The sequence below is a fragment of the Mesorhizobium kamtschaticum genome, from assembly GCF_056174585.1.
Genome location: NZ_JBWBWI020000002.1, coordinates 174,174 through 197,559, shown reverse-complemented (window position 1 = coordinate 197,559; position 23,386 = coordinate 174,174). Strand labels below are relative to the sequence as shown.

General features: G+C 61.0%; 23 protein-coding genes and 6 pseudogenes. 9 read left to right on the top strand and 20 right to left on the bottom strand.

From position 1 onward, the window contains the following. Positions 1-55: 55 nt before the first annotated feature. The 3 genes and pseudogenes from AC0V7N_RS36680 to AC0V7N_RS36670 form a co-directional block, all read right to left on the bottom strand. Positions 56-1,301: pseudogene (locus AC0V7N_RS36680) on the bottom strand (IS256 family transposase). Positions 1,302-1,788: 487 nt separating this feature from the next. Continuing rightward, positions 1,789-2,559: pseudogene (locus tag AC0V7N_RS36675) on the bottom strand (IS5 family transposase). A gap of 235 nt (positions 2,560-2,794) precedes the next feature. After that, a complete protein-coding gene (locus AC0V7N_RS36670) occupies positions 2,795-4,009 on the bottom strand; it encodes an IS701 family transposase (protein ID WP_496628342.1) in 1,215 nt (404 codons plus the stop codon). Positions 4,010-4,470: 461 nt separating this feature from the next. Between AC0V7N_RS36670 and AC0V7N_RS36665 the strand changes: the two are divergent. Then, positions 4,471-4,710, top strand: a pseudogene (locus AC0V7N_RS36665) (IS110 family transposase); the annotation flags it as partial. Here AC0V7N_RS36665 and AC0V7N_RS36660 read toward each other — a convergent pair. The 3 genes from AC0V7N_RS36660 to AC0V7N_RS36650 are packed head-to-tail and all read right to left on the bottom strand — an operon-like array spanning position 4,698 to position 7,550. Further along, positions 4,698-6,110, bottom strand: a complete 1,413-nt coding sequence (locus AC0V7N_RS36660; RefSeq protein WP_496628341.1) for an FAD-dependent oxidoreductase — start codon at positions 6,108-6,110, stop codon at positions 4,698-4,700. The pseudogene AC0V7N_RS36665 and the gene AC0V7N_RS36660 sit on opposite strands and share 13 nt — an antisense overlap. Beyond that, on the bottom strand, positions 6,107-6,421 hold the full coding sequence (locus AC0V7N_RS36655; protein WP_496628340.1) for a 2Fe-2S iron-sulfur cluster-binding protein: 315 nt from the start codon (positions 6,419-6,421) through the stop codon (positions 6,107-6,109). Before AC0V7N_RS36655 ends, AC0V7N_RS36660 begins: the two co-directional genes overlap by 4 nt. Continuing rightward, entirely contained in the window at positions 6,405-7,550 is a 1,146-nt protein-coding gene (locus AC0V7N_RS36650; RefSeq protein WP_496628339.1) for an FAD-dependent oxidoreductase, read from the bottom strand. The genes AC0V7N_RS36655 and AC0V7N_RS36650 overlap by 17 nt, the downstream gene beginning before the upstream one ends. 290 nt (positions 7,551-7,840) lie before the next feature. On the opposite strand from AC0V7N_RS36650, the gene AC0V7N_RS36645 reads away from it, so the two are divergent. Further along, a complete protein-coding gene (locus AC0V7N_RS36645; protein ID WP_496628338.1) occupies positions 7,841-8,209 on the top strand; it encodes a Rid family hydrolase in 369 nt (122 codons plus the stop codon). A gap of 73 nt (positions 8,210-8,282) precedes the next feature. Here AC0V7N_RS36645 and AC0V7N_RS36640 read toward each other — a convergent pair. The 6 genes and pseudogenes from AC0V7N_RS36640 to AC0V7N_RS36615 all read right to left on the bottom strand — a co-directional run. Further along, a pseudogene (locus AC0V7N_RS36640) lies at positions 8,283-8,539 on the bottom strand (transposase); the annotation flags it as partial. A gap of 294 nt (positions 8,540-8,833) precedes the next feature. Continuing rightward, positions 8,834-9,635 (bottom strand): annotated as a pseudogene (locus AC0V7N_RS36635) (transposase); the annotation flags it as partial. Positions 9,636-9,820: 185 nt separating this feature from the next. Beyond that, positions 9,821-10,102: a winged helix-turn-helix domain-containing protein gene (locus AC0V7N_RS36630; RefSeq protein WP_496628337.1), complete on the bottom strand. Its 282-nt coding sequence runs from the start codon at positions 10,100-10,102 to the stop codon at positions 9,821-9,823. Positions 10,103-10,569: 467 nt separating this feature from the next. Then, positions 10,570-11,405, bottom strand: a pseudogene (locus AC0V7N_RS36625) (carbohydrate ABC transporter permease). Further along, on the bottom strand, positions 11,402-12,286 hold the full coding sequence (locus AC0V7N_RS36620) for an ABC transporter permease subunit (RefSeq protein WP_496628427.1): 885 nt from the start codon (positions 12,284-12,286) through the stop codon (positions 11,402-11,404). Before AC0V7N_RS36620 ends, AC0V7N_RS36625 begins: the two are co-directional and overlap by 4 nt. A gap of 68 nt (positions 12,287-12,354) precedes the next feature. Beyond that, positions 12,355-13,530 carry an ATP-binding cassette domain-containing protein gene (locus AC0V7N_RS36615; protein WP_496628336.1) on the bottom strand — a complete coding sequence of 392 codons (1,176 nt, stop codon included), beginning with the start codon at positions 13,528-13,530 and terminating at the stop codon, positions 12,355-12,357. A gap of 165 nt (positions 13,531-13,695) precedes the next feature. On the opposite strand from AC0V7N_RS36615, the gene AC0V7N_RS36610 reads away from it, so the two are divergent. From AC0V7N_RS36610 to AC0V7N_RS36595, 4 genes are all read left to right on the top strand, one after another. After that, positions 13,696-14,607 carry a LysR family transcriptional regulator gene (locus AC0V7N_RS36610; protein WP_496628335.1) on the top strand — a complete coding sequence of 304 codons (912 nt, stop codon included), beginning with the start codon at positions 13,696-13,698 and terminating at the stop codon, positions 14,605-14,607. 125 nt (positions 14,608-14,732) lie between these two features. Beyond that, positions 14,733-15,971, top strand: coding sequence for an aminotransferase class I/II-fold pyridoxal phosphate-dependent enzyme (locus AC0V7N_RS36605; RefSeq protein WP_496628334.1), 1,239 nt, complete (start codon positions 14,733-14,735; stop codon positions 15,969-15,971). Next, positions 15,946-16,818: an isocitrate lyase/phosphoenolpyruvate mutase family protein gene (locus AC0V7N_RS36600; protein ID WP_496628426.1), complete on the top strand. Its 873-nt coding sequence runs from the start codon at positions 15,946-15,948 to the stop codon at positions 16,816-16,818. The genes AC0V7N_RS36605 and AC0V7N_RS36600 overlap by 26 nt, the downstream gene beginning before the upstream one ends. Before the next feature lie 290 nt (positions 16,819-17,108). Continuing rightward, a complete protein-coding gene (locus AC0V7N_RS36595) occupies positions 17,109-17,354 on the top strand; it encodes a hypothetical protein (RefSeq protein WP_475460744.1) in 246 nt (81 codons plus the stop codon). Between the two features lie 23 nt (positions 17,355-17,377). Here AC0V7N_RS36595 and AC0V7N_RS36590 read toward each other — a convergent pair whose 3' ends face one another. From AC0V7N_RS36590 to AC0V7N_RS36555, 8 genes are all read right to left on the bottom strand, one after another. After that, positions 17,378-18,064, bottom strand: coding sequence for an acyltransferase (locus AC0V7N_RS36590; RefSeq protein ID WP_496628333.1), 687 nt, complete (start codon positions 18,062-18,064; stop codon positions 17,378-17,380). Beyond that, entirely contained in the window at positions 18,061-18,546 is a 486-nt protein-coding gene (locus tag AC0V7N_RS36585) for a hypothetical protein (protein ID WP_496628332.1), read from the bottom strand. Before AC0V7N_RS36585 ends, AC0V7N_RS36590 begins: the two co-directional genes overlap by 4 nt. A gap of 47 nt (positions 18,547-18,593) precedes the next feature. Continuing rightward, the gene (locus AC0V7N_RS36580) at positions 18,594-19,166 is read right to left on the bottom strand and encodes a hypothetical protein (protein ID WP_496628331.1); all 573 of its coding nucleotides are present in this window, start codon (positions 19,164-19,166) and stop codon (positions 18,594-18,596) included. Between the two features lie 114 nt (positions 19,167-19,280). Beyond that, positions 19,281-19,835, bottom strand: a complete 555-nt coding sequence (locus tag AC0V7N_RS36575) for a hypothetical protein (protein ID WP_496628330.1) — start codon at positions 19,833-19,835, stop codon at positions 19,281-19,283. After that, complete coding sequence (locus AC0V7N_RS36570; RefSeq protein WP_496628329.1) at positions 19,835-20,398, bottom strand: thermonuclease family protein; 564 nt, start codon at positions 20,396-20,398, stop codon at positions 19,835-19,837. Before AC0V7N_RS36570 ends, AC0V7N_RS36575 begins: the two co-directional genes overlap by 1 nt. 13 nt (positions 20,399-20,411) lie before the next feature. Beyond that, positions 20,412-20,750 carry a single-stranded DNA-binding protein gene (locus AC0V7N_RS36565; protein WP_496628328.1) on the bottom strand — a complete coding sequence of 113 codons (339 nt, stop codon included), beginning with the start codon at positions 20,748-20,750 and terminating at the stop codon, positions 20,412-20,414. Positions 20,751-20,782: 32 nt separating this feature from the next. Continuing rightward, positions 20,783-21,388: a thermonuclease family protein gene (locus AC0V7N_RS36560; protein WP_496628327.1), complete on the bottom strand. Its 606-nt coding sequence runs from the start codon at positions 21,386-21,388 to the stop codon at positions 20,783-20,785. Beyond that, entirely contained in the window at positions 21,388-21,729 is a 342-nt protein-coding gene (locus tag AC0V7N_RS36555; protein ID WP_496628326.1) for a hypothetical protein, read from the bottom strand. The genes AC0V7N_RS36560 and AC0V7N_RS36555 overlap by 1 nt, the downstream gene beginning before the upstream one ends. 295 nt (positions 21,730-22,024) lie before the next feature. Between AC0V7N_RS36555 and AC0V7N_RS36550 the strand changes: the two genes are divergently transcribed. From AC0V7N_RS36550 to AC0V7N_RS36540, 3 genes are read left to right on the top strand one after another with little or no spacing between them, the layout of a single operon-like run. Next, the gene (locus tag AC0V7N_RS36550; protein ID WP_496628325.1) at positions 22,025-22,747 is read left to right on the top strand and encodes a transglycosylase SLT domain-containing protein; all 723 of its coding nucleotides are present in this window, start codon (positions 22,025-22,027) and stop codon (positions 22,745-22,747) included. 11 nt (positions 22,748-22,758) lie between these two features. Next, the gene (locus tag AC0V7N_RS36545; protein WP_475461717.1) at positions 22,759-23,070 is read left to right on the top strand and encodes a TrbC/VirB2 family type IV secretion system protein; all 312 of its coding nucleotides are present in this window, start codon (positions 22,759-22,761) and stop codon (positions 23,068-23,070) included. Between the two features lie 10 nt (positions 23,071-23,080). After that, positions 23,081-23,377 (top strand): VirB3 family type IV secretion system protein, encoded by a 297-nt coding sequence (locus AC0V7N_RS36540; protein WP_183455121.1) that lies wholly within the window; start codon positions 23,081-23,083, stop codon positions 23,375-23,377. Positions 23,378-23,386 lie beyond the last annotated feature (9 nt).

Below are 23,386 nucleotides of genomic sequence, written 5' to 3'. Positions count from 1 at the left end.
AGCGGATAGTGTTGGAAATCGGCGGAGCAGCCTCCGGTAGGTTGAGCTTATCGGTTCAAGCGGCGAGGTCAATCTGCTGATCGAGCGGCTTGATTGGAAGTGTCTCCCAGCCGTCGATTTTTCGCATCGAGATTTGACCGGATGCCATCAGCGCCCAGAACAGCATGGCTGCGGTTTCGGCCGAAGGCAGCACGGTCTGGGTCTTGATGCGTCGCTTGAACTCCTCATGCAGACGCTCAATCGCGTTTGTTGTTCTGGCGCTTTTCCATTGGCTCGGCGGCAGTCGGGTGAAAGCGAAGAGACGCTCGCCGGTCTCCTCCAGGCTGTCGGCCACCGCCCGGCACTTGAGCCGCCATTTGCGCAGGAACGCCTTGCGGCGGCTCTCGACCTCCTCCGGCGTGGCCGCGTAGATCATGTCGGTGTAATCGGCGCTGATCTCCTCGTGCAGGCGCTCGGGAGCGTGGGCGAGCAAATTCCTATGCTTGTGAACCGTGCATCTTTGAACCGGCACGCCGTCCCAAAGGGCCGCGATCGCCCTGTCCAGTCCGGGCGCGCCGTCGACGATGAGAAACTCAGGTCGGCGCAGGCCGCGCCCGACGAGATCGTCGAGAATGGCCCGCCAGGCCTCCGTCGTCTCGCCACCCATATTCTTGACCGCGAGCAGGATCTTCTGGCCGTCCGCGCGCACACCGATGACCACGAGCAGCGAGATCGAGGTCGCCTTGCGGTCGAGCCTGACACGAACCACCGTCCCGTCGAGGATCAGGCGCACGATCGGCTCGTCGGCCAGAGAGCGGGCATTCCAGGCGTCCCAGTCCGTCTTCACCTTGCGCCAGGTGCGGCTGACGACGTCCTTGCCGATCGCGCCGCCGAACAGCGCGGCGAGCGCACGCCGCACGCGCCTGGTGTTCGTGCCCGCCAGGTAGCTCGACGCGATCAGCGCGTCGGCGGCCATCGTGCGCCGCTGATAGGCGCGCAAGGCCTTGCTCTTCCACCGTCTTGTCCTCGCCGGCATCGAGGCGTGCCCGCGGAACCGTGATCTCGGTGGTGCCGAAGGTCCCCGTCAGCGTGCGCGTCCGGCTGCCGTGGCGGTGGCCGGCGACACCGGTGGTCTCATCACTGCGCGCCGCCGGCTGCCGGCCATAACGGGGACGGGCAAGCACCGCGTCCAGCTCGGTCTCGAGCATCGTCTCGATGAAGCTGCGCACCCGCGCGCGCAGGCCAGCTTCGATCGGATCAAACCAGTTGTCGAAAAGATAGCTCGTCGCCTCATCCCCAGGATGAACGGCTTCCGCATTCATGGTAGTCCTTGTCATGGCGTAGTCTCCTGTCCGGCGCTCTAACGCCGGATGATTCGAGGTTTGACACCCCGGAGACTACGCCAACTCACAATTCCAACCACTCCTGCGACGGCACCGGGCACCTCGCGCCGGTCTTCTCCTATTTGGTCGGACGGCTTGTCTGCCCGACCGCATCGGAGTGTCATCGTCTTCACGGTTTTCTGGCCTGAAGCGCGGCCCCTCTAGCCCCCACCAAACCCTGTCCACCACAAGTACCCACCGCCGCCGCGCATGCGGGCATGGCGTAAGAGCGGCAAACTCCTGGCGCGGCCGGCGGTTCGTCAAGAGATTGCTAATATTCCGTCCGAAACGTAATCATGCAGGCATTTGCGAGCGATTTTGACAGTGCTATGCCAGATGACGGCTGCGTCGCTTTCTCCATGCCCGACGGCCTGACCGGGGGACGCGGCGGCAGGTTCTTCAGCCGGGCGCGCTCGTCCTTCAGCGCCTAGGCTTCATGGACAAAGGGCAGCCATAGTTTGATTGAGGCGAGCGCCACGAAGCCAAGATAGGATTCCTTGGTCTTGTCGTAGCGTGTGGCAATACGGCACCAGTTCTTCAGCTTGTTAAACAGGCGCTCGACGAGGTTGCGCCAACGGTATTTCTCGCGATCATGCGGGATGGGGGCGCGGCGGTTGCTTTTGCGGGGATGACCGCTTGGACGCCGGCTTTGGCGATCTCTTCGCGGATAGCGTCGGAGTCATAACCCTTGTCCGCCAGGAGCGCCTCGATACGGTCGGCGATCATTCGAAACAGCGGGCCGAAGCCTTGAATATCATGCGCCTGGCCAGGTGTCAGGACGAAGCCGAGAGGTCGGCCTTTTCCGTCGCACCGCGCATGGAGTTTGGTGGTGAAGCCGCCGCGCGATCGGCCAAGCGCCTCAGTTTCCTGAGTCCCCTTTTATGCCGACTGCACAATGATGTGCCCGGACAACGGTGCTATCGATCATGTCGGCGGTGGCATCGCGTTCCACCATCTCGGCGAGCGTTTCGAGCAGCGCATCGAACACCCCCGTCGCGACCCATCGCCGGTATCGGCGGAAGACGCTGTTCCACTTGCCATATTCATCAGGCAGATGACGCCATTGCGCTCCGGTTCGGGCCATCCACATCATGCCTTCGATATAGCGCCGATTATCCTGCGCCGGACGGCACCCTCGACCCCGCTCTGCTGGCAGCAGCGGCCCGATCAGTGCCCATTCCTCGTCCGATACCCCAATCCGCTCGCCCAACGCTGCCTCCAAAAGACAGCCTTGAATCAGCGACCGAGTCTAGCGTCAAGCTTTGTCCACGAAGCCTAGCATTACAGTTGCATTTTTGTTTTCAGATGAGCTCGTCGAGCGGCCGCCTGATGGGCGCGCCTCCAGCATGACCATGCGATGACGTAGGCGGGGTCTATGCGACGCTGGGCGAGTCTGATGGCGATGCGCCGGACTTCCTGGATAGACCAGCGGATCAAATCCTGATGGTCGGTATCCGTGGTCTTTTTTGGGGCGTCACGTCGTTGGCGCGGTACCGGATCACCGCCGTCATGGCGAAGGCGAGCATGACGAGGGAAACGTGGCGATGCCAGCCATGCCATGACCGGGTTTCGTTGTGGTCGAGTCCGAGCTCGTTCTTTGCGGTCTCGAAGCTGTCTTCGATTGCCCAGCGATGGCCTTCAACGGAAACGAGCGTCTGGATGCCCGTCCCGGCTGGGCACCATGTGGTGAAGAATGCGAGATCACCATCGCTGATATTGCGCCGGATCAGGAGGCCACGGGTCCAAAGCCCCGATTTTGTCTCGTTATATTCGTCGGCATCGAGATCGGCGAGTTCGCAGTAGGCCCAGTCATGAAGCCGCGCGCCTTTGGTGCCATCACCGGCGGAAAGACGCTGCCATGCACTTGGATCGAGGTCACGGGCGATCTCCTGAGCTGTGCCGGCGACCGAAGGCTTGCCCGACCAGGAGCCGAAATGGTGATCCGATTTAACCCCAAGAACGTAGCCTTTGCAGGCTCGGCGCAGGGTTCCTTCGACGTTCCCGACGCCATACACCGCATCTGCGGCCACCCATGAAAACGGCACATCGGCTGCCAGCGCACGCCGTATCATATCGACAGCCAAGCCTGGCTTGGTGGCGAAGGCTATAGCCTCAGGAACATGGGTTGCTGCAAGCCTTGCCCGATCGCCGGTCCAGCTTTTGGGCAAGTACAGGGCCCGATCGATAAAGGCATGACCGCGAGCGGACACATAGGCGGCGAACACACCGATCTGGCAGTTCGTTATCTTGCCTGCCGAACCTGTATATTGACGCGCAACACCGCACGATGTCTTGCCCTGCTTGAGGAAGCCCGTCTCGTCGATGACCAGGACCGCATCATCTGTGCCGAGGCTTTCTACAACATACTCTCGTACGATGTCGCGAAGTCCATCCGCGTCCCAACGTCCGCGACCCAGAATGGCTTGTTGCCGCCACGGGCCGGGATCACCGGCCGCCTCAGCGCGCATCCAACCTGTCTTCCGCCGCTTGTCACCCAGCAGGCCGTCCAGGAAGAGGTTCGCAGAGGCTGGAACTCGCTCCTGCGTAAACAGTCCGCGCATACGAGCCTTCACGTCACGCAGCGATGATGCCCAAAGCTCAAGCGTCGTCTCGATTGATGCACCCGTCATCCATGACCTCCGAATCATGGAGACCCATAGATTCAGAATATAGATAAATATGCAACTGTAATGCTAGTTCTCGGCGCGCAGAACATGGTTCTCGACCTCAAGGCTCTCAACCTGCCCCTGAAGCCCCCGCACTGAGCCGATCAGCGTCTCAACCAGCCCGCGGAGTTCCGTCAGCGACAAGCCTTCAAGCGAATCATTCGTCAGAGCCACGCAAAGCGTGAATCATAAACGCGCCTGCCTGCAAACCCCCGTCGCCCGGAAATCTGCCCCGGTTACTTATTCAGGGCCGACTTATATTAGTATTATTTGGACACCAGCCCAGAGCGACCGTCGCCTCGGTTGGCAAACCGCCGGCGATCAGCCGCTTCGGAGACGGCGCCTGCACCACCGTCTCGCAGGTCCGGCAGATCCCATGGGGAGTGGATCGTGGCCCGCACTCTGGCAGAGTGGGCCATCGCAACTCGCTCTTTGGAGGCCTCATGCATCTTTCGACCGCCGATCAATCCGAGCTACAAGCCGCTGTCCGCGTGGATCTTGCCGCAATCTTCGTCTCGCTGGAGCTGTCCAGATCGACCTGGCTAGTCACCTCGATTGTACCGGGCAGCGAGAAGATGTCGCGCCACATGGTCGCCGGCGGTGACAGTGCCGGGCTGCTCGTCTGCCTCGCCGGGCTGCGCAGCAAGGCCGAGGCGCGCACGGACCGGCTTTATCCGTTGGTGGTGCAGCGAACATGAGAGTGGTAGTGCTTCGTCGAGGCGAGTTGCCCGAGTGTCAAAGGACGAAGCGGCGGTCGCACCGTCGCGGGTTCAAGACTGCCGAATTCGACACCCGATTGCCCGCTCAAGATCGCGGATGTCGCCATCGAGCACATCTGGCCACGGCAGGGGCCCATGCCCGAGCGTGTATGCGCCTTGAGCCGCCGCATGCCCGAAGCACCGCTTGCGATCGCGGCTTCGATGTCGCGTCCCATGACCTCCTCGCAACGGCAGACCATCACGTCGGTGCTCGGTCGCAGGAAACCCTCGGGTGGCCGGTACACTACGTCCAAGAATGCCCTCGCGCGGGCAAGCCTACTGTGTTTCATCCTGAGATCATGAGCGAGCCTATCTCTTATGGCTTCCGGTATCGCCCGCCGCTGAGATGCGATCTTCAAAACACTCAGCCGGCCGGACAGTTCGGCCGCGTCTGCGCCAAAAATGCCACCTCCATCGCCGACCACCATCAAGTTCGGGATCGATGTTTCCTGCCAGGCATTGGTCATCGCCTGCCAGCATAGTTGGCGGCCATTCCACATGTGGTCGGCCCTGACCAATCGCGTGATCTGGGTATTGGGGATGGCGCCGAAATGCATGAGGACGACATCGCACTCCAGGGTCGTTGTACGTCGACCGATCGTATGTTCAATGCCGGTCACGCGGTCTCCTCCGAGAATTCTTGCGCCTTGCAGCGAGGCGGCAGCGTTGATTCCGATCGTGCGACCGAGCAGCTTCAATCCCTCCAACAGAACCTTCGGTGCCAGAAATGCGCTCGGAAGATTAGGCGTCGCTCGAAGGAAATCGACGAAGGTCGTCGTCTGGAGCAGCGCGACGATGTCGGCTCCCGCGTCCAAAAGCTGCTTTGCCGCAAGAAGGAGGAGCGGCCCGCATCCCAACAGCGCTACGCGCCCCTTGGGAATGCGTCCAGAATCCTTCAGCATTAGCTGGGCGGCTCCCGCAGTCATCACGCCAGGCAGCGTCCAACCGGGTATCGGCACGGGTCTCTCAAGGGCGCCGGTCGCAACGACGATGGCTTCAGGCCGTACGGAAACGCTGCTGCCTTGGTGCAAATAGCTAACCTCGAATGGATCGGCTGCCACGTCCCAGACCGACGCCTGTGCCAAATAAGTGACGCCACTTTCCTGAAAACGTCTCGCGATCAATGCTCCGTGGGCTTCGTCCTTATCCAGGGCGCCTCCGCTTCCCGTTGCCCGTCGCTCCGCCATTTCGATCGCGCGAAACCTCTGCCCCCCGGGAGCAGGTTGTTCGTCGAGGACCAGCACGGACAGCCCGAACTCGGCCGCTTTGATTGCCGCGGCCATGCCGGCGGGACCGGCACCGATGACGACGATATCCGGGCTCATTTCTTCACCCCCCTCGGGTCGAGCGGCCGAAGTCCGTTCTGTCTGCGGACAATCATGTTTTCCCGCACCGGCACCAAGCAAGCGCGTTGATTTGGAACGCCGTCGATTTCGACGAGACACTCGAAACAGACGCCCATCAGGCAGTACGGACCACGACGGCGTCCACTCACCGGGCTGGTGCCCGTGTAGCCCGGATTGGCGGCGAGAAGGGCTGTGGCTACGGTCTCTCCTTCCCGGGCGGGAATGGTATTGCCTTCGAAGTCCAAACTTATGGAGGAGATCTGATTGGTGGCATCATGCCGGTCGTTCATCACGCAACCTTTCCATTCCGAACGGCTCGAGAAGGCGGTCCCTTGCACCCTCCATGATCCACTGCGGCAGGAGACGCGCATGCAGAGCCGATAGAGTAATACCGCTGTGGCACGAGACAACGAAGGCCCCCGGCTGCTCGCCTGATTCCTGATAGATCGGATAGCCGTCCTGCGTACGCGGCCTGAGAGCCGCCCAACACCGGTTAATTTGCACGGATCGCAGCAAGGGCAGTCTCTCGACCGCGCCTTTCGCGAGCTCCTTCAGGATTTCGACCGTGGTGCGATCGTCGCAACCGGCATATTCGCTCGAGCTGCCGATCATAACCGTGCCTTCGACGTTCTGTCGCAAGAAGCCGCTAATCGGGTAATTGAAGACCTGGCCGATCCTTTCGGTCACGATGATCTGGCCGCGTTCCGGACGGACTTTCACCCGAAGCCCGACCTGTTCGGCGAGAGGCGGGATGCCTAGGCCAGCTGCGATTACCACTTTCGGAGCCGAGAACTGGCCCGCTGATGTTGTCACGAGAAAGGAGGTGGTGTCGCGAACAACGCGCTCAACGATGTGACCGGAGAGATAGTGCCCACCGCTAACACGGTAGGCCTGGAGGAGGCTGGAATAGAATTTCAAGGGCTCGACGGATCCGTCCAGCGGACTGAAGGATCCCCCACTTACGGTCTCGCCCAGACCGACATGGCCCAACAACTCGTCAACGTCGTCCCTGTCGAGAATCTCGTTCCGGTACTCTACCCCCGCGCGTCGCGAAAACTCTTCAACATGTCTTCTCTGGTCGTCGAGTTCCCGTTTTCCCAAGCACAAATAGACCTTGCCGCGAGCGTCGAAATGGGGATCGATGCCGGAACATTTGCGGATCTCCTCCGCAAACAAGGGCCATAGTTTCCGAGACGTCAGCGAAAGGCGAAAATAGGGGATATTGTTGAACCCTTTGTTCGAGATGGAGATCATTCCGAAATTTCCGCGCGAGGCGCTGAAATCTGCATCGTCCCCGTCAAGTATTGCGACACTCAGCTGGCTCTTGGAGAGGCCATATCCAATGCACAGACCAACAATACCACCCCCTACGATAACGATATCGTAAGTTCGGGAGTTTTTTGGTCGAATCGTGTCCATTCGGCGGCTCCACAATTGCCGAGGATATTTGTGCCGCGGTTGTAAGTGTCACTAGAATCTGCGTGGAGTTGTCCGCAGTCAACCCGTTAAATTTCAAATATCATTTGTTCACAATGTCTTTTCTGGCATGATTTTTGAAGAAAAGAAGGTGCAGACCTGCCGGTCTAGCGTAGCCGTGGAGCGGTGGGTGGCAGGGTGATCAGCCGCTAGGTTGGTATTCAAGCACAGTTGTTGAGAAAGTTCCTTATTTTTGAGTTTTCATCTGTCGAAACGTCGAAAGAGAGGGCGGGGTGAATAGTTCGTTTCCGATAGAGCGTGCGCCGGGGGTCGCTCCCGGACGCAGCTCGGGATCCGCATTCGGCAACCTCGTCTGGGCTGTTGCGACGTCCGACGACAAGACCCTCGACCTGCAAAGGCAGATCGAGGCGAGCTTCAGCAAGATCGAGGGCGTCCTCGCGCATTTTCGGACGGACAAACGCTACCTGATCTCCGTAAATGTCTTGCTGTCGGACCTCGAGCAGAAGAAAGAGTTCGATGCCGAGTGGGGGGCGTGGGTTGGCGATGACCCGAACCATTGGCCCCAACGCTGCTGCGTCCAGGCAGTCCTGTCGGCTGGGACGCTGGTCGAAATCACAGTGATCGCCGCCCGCCCGTCGTGACCGGCTATCTCAGGAAGCGCTCTTCAGTGATTTTTGCGGCTTCCATGTCCTGGAGACGCAAAATCTGGTGTGCCCACCCGGCACGATCCATGATGAGTACGCATCGGCGCCCTTTTCGACATGGCGGCTGATCTCGTTGATATGGAGTTGCATGGCCTCGGTATCGGCAAACAGCAGTGCGAGAGCCGCCCCGGTACCACGTGCCGGGCAGATTGCGCCTAATAGGTCGGCGCTCTTGTAGCGCTGGTCGGCCGGCTGTCGCGGCCGCGTGCCGCGTCTGGCCCACTGCCGTGCAATCCCGTTCTTCTGGCCGATCCTTGCTTCGTCCTTACATGAGGGTTCGACTGTCAACGCGATTATTGAATGTGTCTTCTCCGGTTGAGGATGATCCTGCTTCGGCACGATAGGGTCCGGGGCGTCTGTGTCTCGCAGCTACAACTGCGTCACCTTACATACGGTCGGGCCACAACAATGGGCGCGCACCAGAATGCCTCTTGCACGAGGCGTAGCCCCGGCGAGACGCGACCCACCTGAAACGCGGCAGTATGAACTGCTAAAGAAGAAGACGGTCGCACTCCCCGTATCGCAGCCGACCAGAGTATGGTCAGCGGCAATCCTGTTTGTCTATGCTGCGATTGCGGCCTCCGCACGGATATCGACGCCTGCCGGCACCACCCCGTCTTCGGCGTAGCGCCAGAGTGCAGTCAACAACTTTCGCGCCATCGCCACGATCGCAATCCGTCGCGTAAGTCCGGTCAGCGTACCGACGCGATCGCGAAACCATTTGGCCAGGTCGCTGCCAGGCTGGTAGCGAAGCCAGAGCCAGGCAAGCTGGATCATCGTCGTTCTCGCGCGTGGGTTCCCAGCCCGACCGATCCGCCGATCCCGCCGCCGCTTTGGTAAGGCATCGGAGTGATGGCGACGTAGCTGGCGACTTGCCGCCGGTTGTCGAACGAACGGTAGAATACCTCGCGCGTGAGAACGGCCGCGAAGTTCGCGCCGACGCCGCGGATAAGGCACAGGCTTGCAATCTTTCCGGAAGCCTGGTCTTTCGGATTCGCGTTGGCCGCCTCGTCTCGTTCAGCTTCGGCCTCCCGAATCAACTCCAAGGTCATGACGAGCCGGCGACGCAGACGGTCCAACTCAGCCCGAAGATGGTGCACCAATTCCCGACCGTCGCCGATCCGGACGGCTGCAAGATCACGATCCCATGAGCGCAGAGAAGGCCAATTGTGTATCCCCTGCGTGAACAACAATGCTTGGATGCGGGTTCTCGATGCGCAGCCTCTCCTGCACCAAGTGCTCGCGCTCGCGGTGAATGCGTTTGGCGTCCTCCTCATCTGGTGTGAGCACCCGCACAATGCTGCAGGCCTGACGGTCCCCTGAGGTAGGCCGCAAGCACGCGCAGCATGCCTTCCGCATCGAGCCATGTCGATCGGCTGAGTTCGATCGCGATGATGATGACGTTCTCGTGGTCAACTGTATTCGAGGACATGATGGCTTCCTTCGCATGAGGTCGGACATCTGCCACTCTCGACGATCTCCGCCCTCATAGCATCTGGAACCAGATCTCCACCTTCGTGCGCGGCGGCAAGTCGCAAAGATGCGCCTTCAGCGTGCGAGGCCAGTTTTTTTGAATTCCTCGATGATATGGGCATCCTGCGCCGGATGACGCGGCCGCACACTTATGTGGGAGAAGCCGAGCTTGTGCAGCAGCTTCCCGACATAGCGCGCGTCATAATCAATGCCGAAGCGATCCTTGGTGGCTTTCTTCAGGTCGATCCGCCACCAGCGAACGGCGCCATCGACGGCACGATCCGGGCCCTTCTCCACAAGCGCGGCCAGTTCGGTCGCGCAGCGTCTGGCGATCCATCCCGCCGATCCGGGCCGCATCGGCCCGGCTCATGCCGTCCAGAACCGCCGCAATCGACAACAGCCGGCTGCTCTGGCGCACATCCTTTTGAGTTCCGTGCAAGACGGCGAAGCTCCCCCGCCGAAAAGTCCGTCCGCAACTTCACCGCTGATCCCATCGCCGAATCTCCTTCGGCAGTAGGGAATCACGGGGCGCAAATCGGCCAAAAATGACAAAAGAGTCAGCAGCCAAGACCGTCGGTATTACTAGCGTCATAACGAGCCTGAAAACAGCATCCGGCAATACTTCCCGGGCGGTGATAATGGCCGCCCGATGTTCAGCGGACAGCCGCGTCACAGCGACTACCACATGGCCAGCCAACTCTCCGCCGAGCAGCCGATCAGCAAAAACCCTGAGGCGACGCCGTCTTGGCAAGGATATGCGGCATCAGCCATGGTGCCGCATATGACTAAAGACATGGCGTGTTCCCGAATTTGGTTGAATCGACTTACTTGACGGCGCCTCCGGTCAGTCCATCGACGAACCATCTTTGTGCGGAGAGGAATGCGATTATGAGTGGTGCGACGACGATGGTGGACGCGGCCATTAGGGGACCGTAATCGTTGCCGGCCTCCTCGTTTTTGAAGGCCATGATGCCGAGCGGCGGCGGCATGAGATTTTGGTCGCGCACGGCGATCAACGGCCAAACAGGCTGTTCCAATGGCCGACAACGGAGAAGATGCCGAAGGCGATTATGGCCGGCAGCGCCATCGGCACCATGATCTTCCAGACAATGGAAAGTTCCGACAGCCCGTCGAGACGGGCGGCGTGGATGACGTCGTCGGGAATGCTCTTGAAGAACTGCCGGAACAGGAAGATGCCGAAGGGCGAGACGACGTACGGCAAGATCAGCACCGCATAGGTGTTTAGGATGCCGATTTGGTAGCCGAGGATGAACAGCGGCAACGACAGCACCTCATGCGGCAGGATCAGCGCGACCAGCACCATCGCGAACAGGAGGTTCTTGCCGGGGAAGTCGAGCTTGGCCAGCGCATAGGCCGCCGGCGCGCAGACGAGGACCTGGAGAACCACGATCATGGTACAGACGAAGACGCCGTTCAGCATGTATTGCGGCAACGGTGCTTCGGTCAGCGCCCGGGTATAGTTCTCGATGCCGTAAAACTGCGCAGGCCAGAAGCTGAAGGTCGCACGGAAGATTTCGCCCGGTGGCTTGATCGAAAGGCTGACCATCCAGACGAAGGGAACGAGGATCAGCGCACCGGTGATCAGCAGTGCGGCATGGCGAAGAATGGCCGATGGCGGCGCAAGGTGACGGATGCTCATTGGTAGTGAACCCTTTTGTCCAGCACGCGGGCCTGGATGAGCGTTAGCGCGACGACGATAAAGAGAAAGATGACGGCGACAGAGGCGCCATAACCGGCGCGCAGATATTCGAAGCTCTCGCGGTAGAGGGTGTAGAGCAGCATCTCGGAGGCATGCCCCGGCCCGCCCTGGGTGAGGATCTGCACGGTGTCGAAAGTCTCGAAGGCCCGGAGCGCCACGACGATGAAGACGAACATGGAAACCGGCCCGAGCATCGGCAGGGTGACGGTGCGCAACCGGTCGAGCCAAAGGTCAGCGCCGTCAATGTCAGCGGCGTCATAGAGGTCCTGTGGTATCGACTTGAGCCCGGCGAGGAACAACACCATGGCGTAGCCGAGGTTCTGCCAGATGCCGATGACCGCAAGAACCGGCAGCACCGTGTTCTCGTCGCGCAGCCAGTTTGCAGTCGGCAATCCGAGTCCGGCCAGCGTCTGGTTGACGAGGCCGATGGTGGGATGCAGGAGCGCCTCCCAGGCGATCGCCATGGCGGTCAGCGTTGCCATGAAGGGCAGGAAGTGAATGGCCCGGTAGAAGGCACGAAAGGACTTGCCGCTTTCGATCAGCAACGCGATCACAAGGCCGAGGATGATCGTGCCGGGCACGACGATGGCGACATAGAAAATGGTGTTGACCAGCGAAGCGCGGAAACTTTCGTCGGCGAAAACTTCCTTGAAGTTACCGAGCCCGACGAAGGAGAGATTGCTGGCGCCGAACTGCCAGTCGGTGAGCGCGATCCCGAAGACGGCAAAGACCGGCAGGAAGAACAGGGCGACAAGCAGGACGAGCGCCGGTCCGGCCAATGACCAGGCCGCGAATGTCTCGGCCAGCCTGTGATTGCGCAGCGCCTTACGGTTGCCGTGCCGGCCTGCCGAAGAGCCGGCAGGCTTGATTTCGGTGGAAACGACGCTGCTCATTGCACGTGCTCCTTCATCCGCAGCACGGTCGCGCCCGCATGGTCATGGGCGCGCAGGCGGCGTCCGTCGGCGGAAAAGAGCAACAGGCGCTCCGGCTTGACGCCGAGATGCAGGGTCTGGCCCGAGACGATCTGCGGTGCGCGTTCGGCGAGGAGCCGGGCAATGACCGGATGATCGGTTCCCGGGACGTTAAGATGGACGAAGAGATCGGAGCCCATGTGCTCGACCAGCCGGACCGCGCCGGTCAGGACATTCGGGCCACCGGCATCGACGAGATGGAACGCTTCGGGGCGGATACCCAGGGTCAGGGCTGTACCCGGTCCGATATTGCCGGGAATAGAAAAGCTCGTGCCGGCCGTATCGGCCAGTCCGTGTTCGCGCAGCCTCGCATCCAGCATGTTGATCTTGGGTGAGCCGATAAACTCGGCGACGCGCCGGTCGTCGGGATCGTCATAGATTTCCTGCGGCGGGGCGACCTGCAGCAACTCGCCGTCGAGCATGACCGCCACGCGGTCCGACATGGTCATGGCCTCGGACTGGTCGTGGGTGACATAGACGAAGGTGACGCCGAGCCGGTTATGCAATTCCTTGATCTCGGCGCGCATCTGCACTCTGAGCTTGGCGTCGAGATTGGAGAGCGGCTCATCCATCAGGAAGACCGCCGGCTCGCGCACCATGGCACGGCCGACGGCGACACGCTGGCGCTGGCCGCCCGACAACTGGCCAGGCTTGCGGGCAAGCAGATGGCCGATGCCAAGCGCTTTCGCGGTCCGCATCACATCCAGCTCAATCTCTGCAGATACCGCCTTGGTGCCCGGCAGCAACCCGCCGACCATCGACAACCTCTGCCAGGCCGACAGCCGCCGCATACGCAAGGGCAGGGCCATGTTCTGAGCGACTGTCATATGCGGATAGAGCGCATAGGACTGGAACACCATCGCCACGTCGCGCCGCTTCGGACGTACGCCGTCGACAACACGATCGCCAATCGAAATCGAACCGCCGGTTTGCACCTCGAGGCCTGCGAGGATGCGCAGCAGCGTCGACTTCCCGCAGCCCGACGGGCCGAGCAGCGTCAGGAACTCACCATCGGCTATCTTCAGCGAGACATCGCGCAGCACGGGGGTGGCGCCGAATGTCTTTTCTATTTTTTCGATGGTTATCGCCGACATCGGTTACCTCGGTCCGTCGGCAATGTGCAAAAACATCGCCTTGATAGGTTCAAATTGAGGCTGACCATTGAACGGTTTTGTTACATGGTTGTGACATTTATCGAATATTGCGATGTCAGTTAAGGGATTCTGGATGAGTATCCATCCGGTTCATAGGAGACGAATTTGACCGAGAAAAAGGATCTCTCACTCAATGCGGTGCGGGCCTTCGTGCAGGTCGCGCGAGACAACAGCGTCACGCGGGCATCGAAGACACTCGGCATTACCCAGAGCTCCGTCAGCCGCCACCTTGCAGTGCTGGAGGAGTATTTCGGGGCAAAGCTGCTCGAACGGTTCGGCCGACAGAGCCAGTTGACGGACTTCGGGCGACTGTTCGCCGATGCCGTCGCCGAGCCGCTCGATACGATCCTTTTCACCGCAAAGCGGATGCGTCGCAGCGACAGGAAGGACGTCAATCGTCTCGTCGTGCGGACGTCGCTTTCCACCTTCGCCTATACGGTCCTCATCCCCAATCTACGCGAATTCTCGAAAGAAATGGGCGGCGTCACGGTCGACGTCATCAGCACCTTGTCTGCACCCGCTTCGACCGACAGCTTCGACGTACTGTTGACTCGAGATTTGATGTTGACCGAGCCGGCTGACCGCTGGGACGTCTATGACGAGCAACTCGTCTGTGTCGGGGCGCCGGATTGTGTCGCTGGCCGCGGCCTCAAGGCCTTGCGGAGCACCCCGATTATTGCGGTGACGTCCCGGCCCGACATTCTGCCCACCTGGCTGCGCGGAATGAACCTGAAGACATCCGATATCACCTCAGGCGCCCGTTACGATCACCACTACCTCGCACTGCCGGCGGTAACGACCGGGCAGAGCCTGCTGGTGACGCCGCATATCGTGGTTGCGGAGCTGATCAGGCAGGGCCTTCTGGAAGTGCTTGCCGGGTCACGCGCGCCAAGCGGCATGCAGTACCGTGCCTATGCAATCGATCGCAGCGACAACCCGGATGTCGCCCGCGCCTTTTGCCGTTGGCTGACCCGACTTTGCCGGAAGATGACGGAGGAAGACGTCCCAGCCAAATAGGTCGCGCGCTTCTGATGCCATCTGTAAATGCGATCATTATCCTCGTTTTACGCGATGCCGTAATTGGCGAGTTGCAGTTACTTTGGCTAGTTCTGGGATAAACCCGGAATTTCGAGGAGAGTGGTATGTCACTCATCGCCAAAAGACTACAAGCCGTCCGTCCCTCTCAAACCAAGGCTATGACTGCCGCTGCCGCCGCTTTGCGCGAGAAGGGCATTGATGTCATTGCGCTCAGCCAGGGCGAACCGGATTTTGATACGCCCGACGTGGTGCAAAGAGCTGGAATAGCTGCCATTCGTGAGGGCAAGACACGCTACACGCCTGTCGCCGGCGTAAAGCCGCTACGTGAGGTAATCCGTCAGAAGCTGCTGCACGACAACAGCCTCGACTACGACATCGACGCGATCACCGTCGGCTGCGGCGCCAAACAGGTGGTCTTCAATGCGCTCTTCGCCAGTCTCGATCCGGGCGATGAGGTCATCATCCCGACACCCTGCTGGGTGTCCTATCCTGACATGGTGCGGCTAGCCGGCGGCGAGTTGGTTCTCGTCGCCTGCCACGAACGTTTCGGCTTCAAGCTGAAGCCGCAAGATCTGGAGGCGGCGATGACGCCGCGCACCAAGTGGCTGATGCTGAATTCACCCAACAATCCGACCGGTGCGGTCTATTCCAAGGCCGAGCTTGCGGCGCTCGCCGTCGTTCTGCGCCGCCATCCTCAAGTTCATGTGCTCGCAGACGATATCTACGAAAAACTCGTTTATGGCGTGCGTTTCGCGACGATGGCCGAAGCCGCGCCAGACCTCATCGGCCGGACGCTGACCGTCAACGGCGTTTCCAAGTCTAGCGCCATGACCGGATGGCGCCTCGGCTACGGCGCCGGGCCGAAGGATCTGATCAAGGCGATGAATACGATCCAGGGGCAGACCTCGTCCCATACCAGCTCGATCTCGCAATATGCAGCGATCGAAGCGATCGGTGGCAACCAGGACTACATCGACGATTTTGTCCTTAGCTTCCGCAATCGCCGCGATCTCGTGGTCGAGAAGATCAACGAAGCACAAGGACTTAAATGCCGGCCCCCCGACGGCGCCTTCTATGTCTTTGTCAATTGCGCCGGTGTGATCGGCAAGACCAGTCCTCAGGGCAAGGTGATCGACACCGACATGGCTTTCGCCATGTATCTTGTCGAGCATTTCGGCGTCGCCGTTGTGCCGGGCAGCGGCTTCATGGCCTCGCCCTATATCCGCATTTCCTACGCCGCGTCGATCGAGGATCTCCAGCATGCCTGCGACCGCATTCTTGCAGCCTGCGAAGCCCTGTCAGAAAGTGAGAGTATCTATGAGCAAAGCAAAGCAACTGCGTGACCGCATGGCCGAACGCGGCCTTGTTCACATTATGGCCGCCCACAGTCCTCTGTCGGCCATCTTGGCCGAAGAGGCCGGCTTCGATGGCCTCTGGGCTTCCGGCTTCGAGCTTTCGGCGCTTTACGGTCTTGGCGATATGAGCCTGATCACGATGACCCAGCATCTCGATATGCTGCGGGCGATCGCCGGTCAGTCCTCGCTGCCGATCGTCGCCGATATCGATACGGGCTACGGCAACGCCGTGAACGTCATCCATGCCATCCGGGAATACGAAATGGCGGGCACGGCCGCCGTAGTGATCGAGGACAAGACCTTCCCCAAAGTCACCAGCCTTGCCGCCGATGGGCGCCAAGAACTTCTACGTATTGAGGAATTCCAGGGCAAGATCGAAGCTGCGGTCTCCACCCGCAGCGACCCGGATTTCCTCGTCATTGCCCGCACGGAAGCCCTGATTGCCGGGTTGGGCGAAGCGGAGGCCCTAAAGCGCGGCATGGCCTATGTCGAGGCCGGCGCCGATATGATCCTGATCCATTCTAAGAAAAAGGACCCGGCAGAGATCGAATGCTTTTCCCGCGCCTGGAAGGGCATCGTCCCGCTTGTGATCGTGCCCAACGCCTATCCGGAACTCGACGGGACTCGGATCCGCGCGCTCGCCAACATCCAAATGACGATCTATGGCAACTACGGGATCCGCGCCGCAACCACCGCAATGCAGGCTGCCTTCCGACGGATCATTGCCGATGGCGGGGTGCAGAACGTCCATAAGGACATCGTGCCCGTCGAGGAAATCTTCCGGCTACAGAAAATGGACAAGGTCAAGGGGGACGAAAAGCGCTTCCTGCGCTGACCGTCGCACAACAATATACAGAAATTGCCGAGATGTTTGTTTCAAGGCGCCTTTCCCAGTCTCGGCCTCCCGAAACTGATACCCTGACAGCCCGCGCCGTTTCGCTACGGAAAGCCGGACGGGATGTCGTCGCTCTTAGCTTGGGCGAGCCTGTTTTGACACCCGGAGAATGTAGGAGAGGCGGGCATCCGTGCGATCCATGAGAACTGCTTCGAGTGAACGACCTCGGCCAGGGTGCACCGCTGCCGGCGGCAGCGTAACCCAAGAATAGTGCAAGAGGAGAACTGGCTTTGATCCGAATTGCCGATACGAAAACCCTCGCCAGCGAACTGAGATCCCGTTACGATTCCCCGCGGGCGGTGACGATCATGGGCCGCCTTCTGTTAAAGGCCCTGTTTGCCGGACTTTCTGACGAAGTCGTCTTCTGGGCTCTGGTCCATGCCCACTATCGCGGCGGCGACCTCTGCGCACCGGTGGAAGAGCAGCTTGCAGCGTTCTCGGAATTCATCCTGCGCGATGAATCCGAGTCGAACTGACGAAAATCACCTCAACTCGTTGGTCAGACATCGTGCGGCGCGACGACGATCGACGCGCTGGCGGGGGTCGGCGCATTGGCCGCGATACCCGTCGAGGTCGGGAAGTCGCCAGGACCGATCTGCGGTTGAGCGCACAATTGTTGACCGGTAAAACAGGACACATCGTAACCCGAGCCTCGGACCAGATAGGAACAGACGCTGACGCCATTACCGTCTTTGACATTGCGGGCATTACAGTCGCCGCCCGCCGCATAGTTGGCAAGCTTGCCCTTGGCGCCGCAGCCGAATTGGCAGGCCATCAGGATCGCCGATTGGTCAATCGTTGCGCATTGGCCGCCCGCACAAACCTGCTGGCCGACGAGGGAGACGAAGCCATTCTTCTGCGCCTGAGCCCAGGAATCCTGTTCGTATTTCGTCCACGCCGCTGTCTGCGCCGATGGATCGTCCAGAAAGCTCTGTGCGCTACCGCTGTAGTAGCGTTCGAACGTACCGGGGCAGAACTGGAAGGCGCCGAGGCAGCCGTATTGGTTTGTCGTTCCGAAATTGCCCTCGCTGCCGGAGACCCGGGCGGCGAACTTCGCGCAATTCGCTGGCATCCCCGCGTCGATGAGGCTCGCGGCCGATTGCCCGGCGAAGGCGGCGGCCGCCGACAGAGAGAGAATGAAACCGGCGTCAAACAGGGTTTGCCGGAGAGCGGTTCGCGTCCTCACGGCTTTTCTCCGCCTATCTCGAACCTCAAATCGCCGTTCAAAAGCTCCTTGCCGTCGGCGCTCAGAAGAAAGGGAGCCCTTGCGAAGGCCGCCTGCGCCTCCGATTTCGGCAAAGCCGCAAAACGTGGATCATCCGGCGGGATCACCTGATGCATCATGTCGTCGACCACGACGGTCTTCTTCCCGTCGGCTGATGTCCGAACCAGTCGTGTCGGACAGGTCGCCGAACCACAATCAGCGTTCCAGATTTGGGATATCAGCCAGTCGCCTTGTGCTGACTTCAACGTGTATTCATGGATGGTGACGGTCCCGGTCGATGACGGCGTCAAAGCGGGCCCGGCCCAAACGCCGTCAGGATCCTTGGCGATGTTTCGGTAGGAGAGCTTGTAGGCGAACGTGGCATCGGCGGCCTTGGCCGGTGCGGTGGGCATGAGTGCGACCGCGCATGCCAGGGCAAGTCCGATGATGGGGGGGAGGGTCATGCGATACTCCTCAAGCTAGGGGTGGAGAGAGATGAACCATGGCCAATTCACAGGGGGGGGAGCGGGAGGGTGAGCGAGCAGCCCTCGACAGCTTGATGGGCGACGATCGTGCCGGTCTTCAGCGTCTTGGTCTTGGTGTCATAGGAGACGTAAGAGCCCGAACCGACGGGATTGCCGCCTACCACCTTTGGCTCGATCTCAAGGAAGCAGGCGCGCCCGCCGTCCAGCGTGCGGACCAGCAGACCATCGTAGATCGCGATGCGCAGCGGGCAGAGCTTTACGGCCACGCCGGCGGCAGGCACGCCCTTGGGTGTGCAACCCGTCACGGTATCGAGGACACTAAAGACCACGGACCGTTTGGTGCTCCAGATGACAAAATGCGCCTCGACCGCCGGCGCATTGGCGCTCGCAAATCTCGTATCGCCGCGAGCGACATAGGCGCGGTTGTTTGCTTCGATCGCATCCTTCCAGATATCAGCATAGGTTGCGGTATCGACGGATGGCCGTTGCATGTCCGCATAGGAAACGTTGCGCCAGGCGGAGGGGTCGGGCGTTCGCTCCTGGGCGCTTATAGATGATGTCGCGGCAAGCCAGACCAGCGCAGCGGCGACGATCGTCACGTCAAATCGGTCGAAGGTCCTCGGACGAGTTTCATATGTTTTCATTTTGACATCTAATATAATATATTCTCGGTTGCCTGCCATCATGCAGCATCCGGCTTGATCGCGTCGTTGCTATTCGTAGCGGGTTCGGCCGGGCACCCACCACCACCTGTCCTTGGGCGAGTGCTCTCCAGTTTGCCAGGGAACAGCGGTGACCGGCGGGTAGACCGGCTGCATGTTCCAGGCCGAGCGGTAATAGTAGAAGTTCACTGTCTGGCGACTGACACGTCGCCCCGATGGGTCGAGAAAATCCGTGGCACAGTGGACGACTGGACCGCGATAGCGTGTCACGCGCGCTGTCTGTGCGTCGAGAGCGCCAGGCTTGCAGCCGAAAAGCCATATCGAGGCGGGGTAGGGGCGCGAAGCGCCTGGAGCCAGGACGACGAGCCGACGATAGGCGTCATTGGCTTGAGGCTGGGTCGGGTAGGCAAAGCGCTCCGTCAGAACCGGCGCGAAGGTCGAACGATCCGGGGCGTATTCGAGCCGCCCGGGCTGGACCCTTTCAGGTCGATACAAAGGATCCGTCGCCGGCAGCAGCGTCGCGTCGACGACGGGTGTCGCGACGGGTTGGGCGCACCCCGCCAGGACGAGCGCGATCCAGAAAGGGAGGAAAGCCAACGGGGACATCACGGCGCGCCCCGTCGGCTGACTGCCGCGTGGCGCTCGGGACTGGCGCGAAACTCCCATGGCATCTGGAAGGTGCTCGACCACAATCCGCGGTAGGCTTTTCGCGCTTCCTGCTCTGCTGAAGCGTAGGCGCGGATTGCTGGATCGCGGTTCGTCGGCGGCGACGTGACGGCGACCCCGTCGCGCACCATATCGGCGCCGATATCGGCGTGATCGGCAGCAGCGCAGCGGGCCAGATGCTCCCCGTTCTCCTCGCGCAGGATGTTGCAGGCAACCCATTTGTTCAAAGTAGCCCTTACCAGCCAAGCCGCTGCCATGGTTCCGCAGGGCCACGGCTGGCGGCCGAGCAGTGCGGTCTGATCGGGAGCACAGGTGTCGATGCCAATGAGGCGATAGATCGCCGTCGTCTCGATATCGCGGAACCGCGTGCCGTCGAGCACCTCGACCCGCAACGGTGGCGATTGGAGAGCCTGGTTGGGACGATATAGGCCCGGCGAACCGATCGAGGGCGACTGGGCGCTCGCCTGTGGGGACACCGCGATCGCCATCGCGAGCAACGTCATGCGTGCGCCAACATCAAATCTCTGCGTCATCGCGATGGCCTAGATCGAGCTTGTGGAAGGCGTTGGCGATGATGTCCGTCGTGTAGACGGTCTCGCCATCCTTTTTGTAGGAGCCGTCGGCAATACGGCATTCGGCATAGACCGCGTCGCCTTTGCCGACAGTGGCCATCGCCCACTCCGCGACCTTTTCGTTGAGCAGCGTCACCGTGACCCAATCGGTCTCTTCCTGGCGCTTGCCCTTGCTGTCGGTCCACGCCCGATCGGTTGCAACATTGATTTTCGCGGCTTTGCCGAAGGCCTTCGGCGCCTGGCCGACGCGGCCGCGCAGGATGAACAGGTTGGTCGTTCTCAAAGCAGGTCTCCTTGGTGGGCTCGAGGTCGATGTTAGCGCGGGGGCGGGCTGGTTGTTGCCGCAGGGGATTTTGATGTTGAAGTCGAGGTCGGGGATTTGAGGGCGTGCAGAATAATCACGTTTGGATCCGGCAGATCGGCAAAGGCCCAGAGGCCTACCTTGGCTCGCTCGGCAACGAGTTGCGCCACGAAGTAGGGCGCGTGCACCGGCTGTCCCTGCGGATTGAATGCGGCGAAGGCATAGCCGGTCGAGATCAGCGCGGTGCCGAGATCGATGCGTGATCCAGCGCCCGCGCCGGTTGCGCGCGTCGCGACACAGAAGACGAACATCGTCTTCATCTGCGGCGCCTCCGCCGCGTCGTAGCACTGCGGCCGCAGATCCCGGGAGAGAGCGATGAGCATGGCGAGCGAGGCTTCACCGCAATCGCGATTCAGACCGTGGGCATTGGTGAAGCTCGTGCCACGTAGGCAGGATTGCACGCCGTACAGGCGAAAGGTGGTCTCGCCATCTGTCCAGCTGTCGCCGGTCTGGTAGACGGCCGTCGGCGGCACCGGAAACCAACCCTTCGCCGCCGGCTGAGCGATCGCCGATGTAGCCGTGACTGCGCCAATGAGAAGCGCTGCCGCCGCGCCGCGCATCAGTACCCCCTCAGCGAAAAATAGAATCGCTGCACGCCGTTGCCGGTAGATATGTCGACGTAGTCGGGATCGCTGCGCGGCTGGCGGGGAATTGTCGGATAAGTCGCCTGGCAGGAGCTGTCACGTCCCCATGAGCAGACGTTGCTCGGTTTCTTCGTGTCGGCGCAGAGGTTGCCGTTCGGCGAGGCAATCAAGCCGGCATTGCCATCCAATCCCGATCGCATCGCCGTCATGCCGGCCGGGCAGGGATAGTAGGGCTCGTGGCCAAGGCCCCCGGCGTTGCCTTCCGGGCAGGTTGGCCAGGAGCCGCCATGGGCAAGACTGCGGAAGAGTTCATGCATGACAGGGACGCAGTAGGGAATTTCCGACCAACTCGGCGCACTGGCGGCGGCACACAGCAGGACCTTGCAGCCAAAGAGGCGTTTTGGGCTCGTGCCTGAGGTGGGACGAGGCAAACGAGCCCCGCCGCGATGGTCGCAAAGTGAACCCCGATTCCCTGCATGAAGGCTCTCATAACAAGTTTGCTCAATCTTCGTTTCGCTGTTGCCAACATAGCAATATCTATTATATTGTCCACAGTGAATCGATGCCGGAGGCGAAATGCGGCGCAGAAGCATGTGTGTTGGGGGTGCGCTAGTGGCCAGCGCTGTTTCTGCCCTGGCGCAGACCGTTACCGTCACTTCACCCACGGTGCCGATGACCGTGATCGTGGTCGCCGACGGTCGCGTCAAACCCATCGCACCCCTGGATCGTCCGGTCGAGGTCGTTGGGCAGTCTTCCACGGGTGCGCCGCAGTCCCCATGTCAAAACACGGTGGCGATGCCGATCGATGCGGCGAAGGCGCTTGTGCTGCGGGTCGCCAACGAGGAAGCCTTCTCTCCAGAATTTGTCCAATCGGTCGCCAAGGTCGAAAGCCGTGACGTTTCGACGGCGCTCTCGCAAAAGGGCGCCTACGGCCTGATGCAGTTGACGTCGGACACGGCGCGCCGGTTCAAGGTCGATCTTTGCGATCCTGAAGCCAATGTGCGCGGCGGCGTCCGCTTTCTGCGTGCGCTGCATGAGCGCTACCGGAATCCATTGTTCATTTTGGCCGCCTACAACGCAGGCGAGGACGCGGTTGAGAAAAGCCGTGGCGTACCGCCCTATCCGGAGACGGTGCGCTTCGTCGCCGACGTCATGAACGATTTCTATGCCTGGCCCGATCCGGCAGGCAGCACCCGCCCGCCCGCGCGCAAAAGCCCCGCAACCACACCCGACATGATCGAACCAGCCAGAAATTTCGCGCCTCCGGTTGCGGCGGAGGCCGAGCAACCCGCCGCCTCCGAATGGAGCGACGGTTTCGTGATGCACGTCCAATGAAGGAGCAACAAATGCGACTACGACACACGCTGCGCCAGCGAGCCATTCCAGCCGGCGCACTTCTCCTGGTCCTGGCCAATCAGGCGGTCGCCCAGTCGGGCGGCACATTGCAGCCGGTTCAATCGACGCTGACGCAGCTCGTCTCCGCGCTGACCGGACCGATCGCCACTGCGCTGGCGACCCTGGCCGTGATTGCTTGCGGCTTCTTCGCCTGGTCGGGCCGCCTCACCTGGGGCATCGCCGGCAGCGTGATCTTCGGTATCGTGCTCGTCTTCGGCTCGGCCCAGATCGTCGACTTCTTCCAGTCCGCCGTCGGGCAGTGAGGAAAATCCAATGGACGAACGCCAGCTCGAGGAACCGCTGATCACGCCGCTCGTCAAGGCCTTGACGCGCGCGCCGACGCTTATGGGCGTGCCTTACATGTATTTCATGTTCAACGGCGTCGCCTCGTCCGTCTGCTTTCTCCTCTCGCACGATCTCATGATGCTGCTGGTTGCGATCCCGCTGCATCTCTTCGGCTATGTGATGACGCTGAGGGATGATCGCATCTTCGAAATCCTCTTCGTCAAGTCAACCAGATGTCCCCCACGTTCGCGCGCCTTCTGGGGCGCCGATAGCTATTCGGCATGAGGAGGTAGC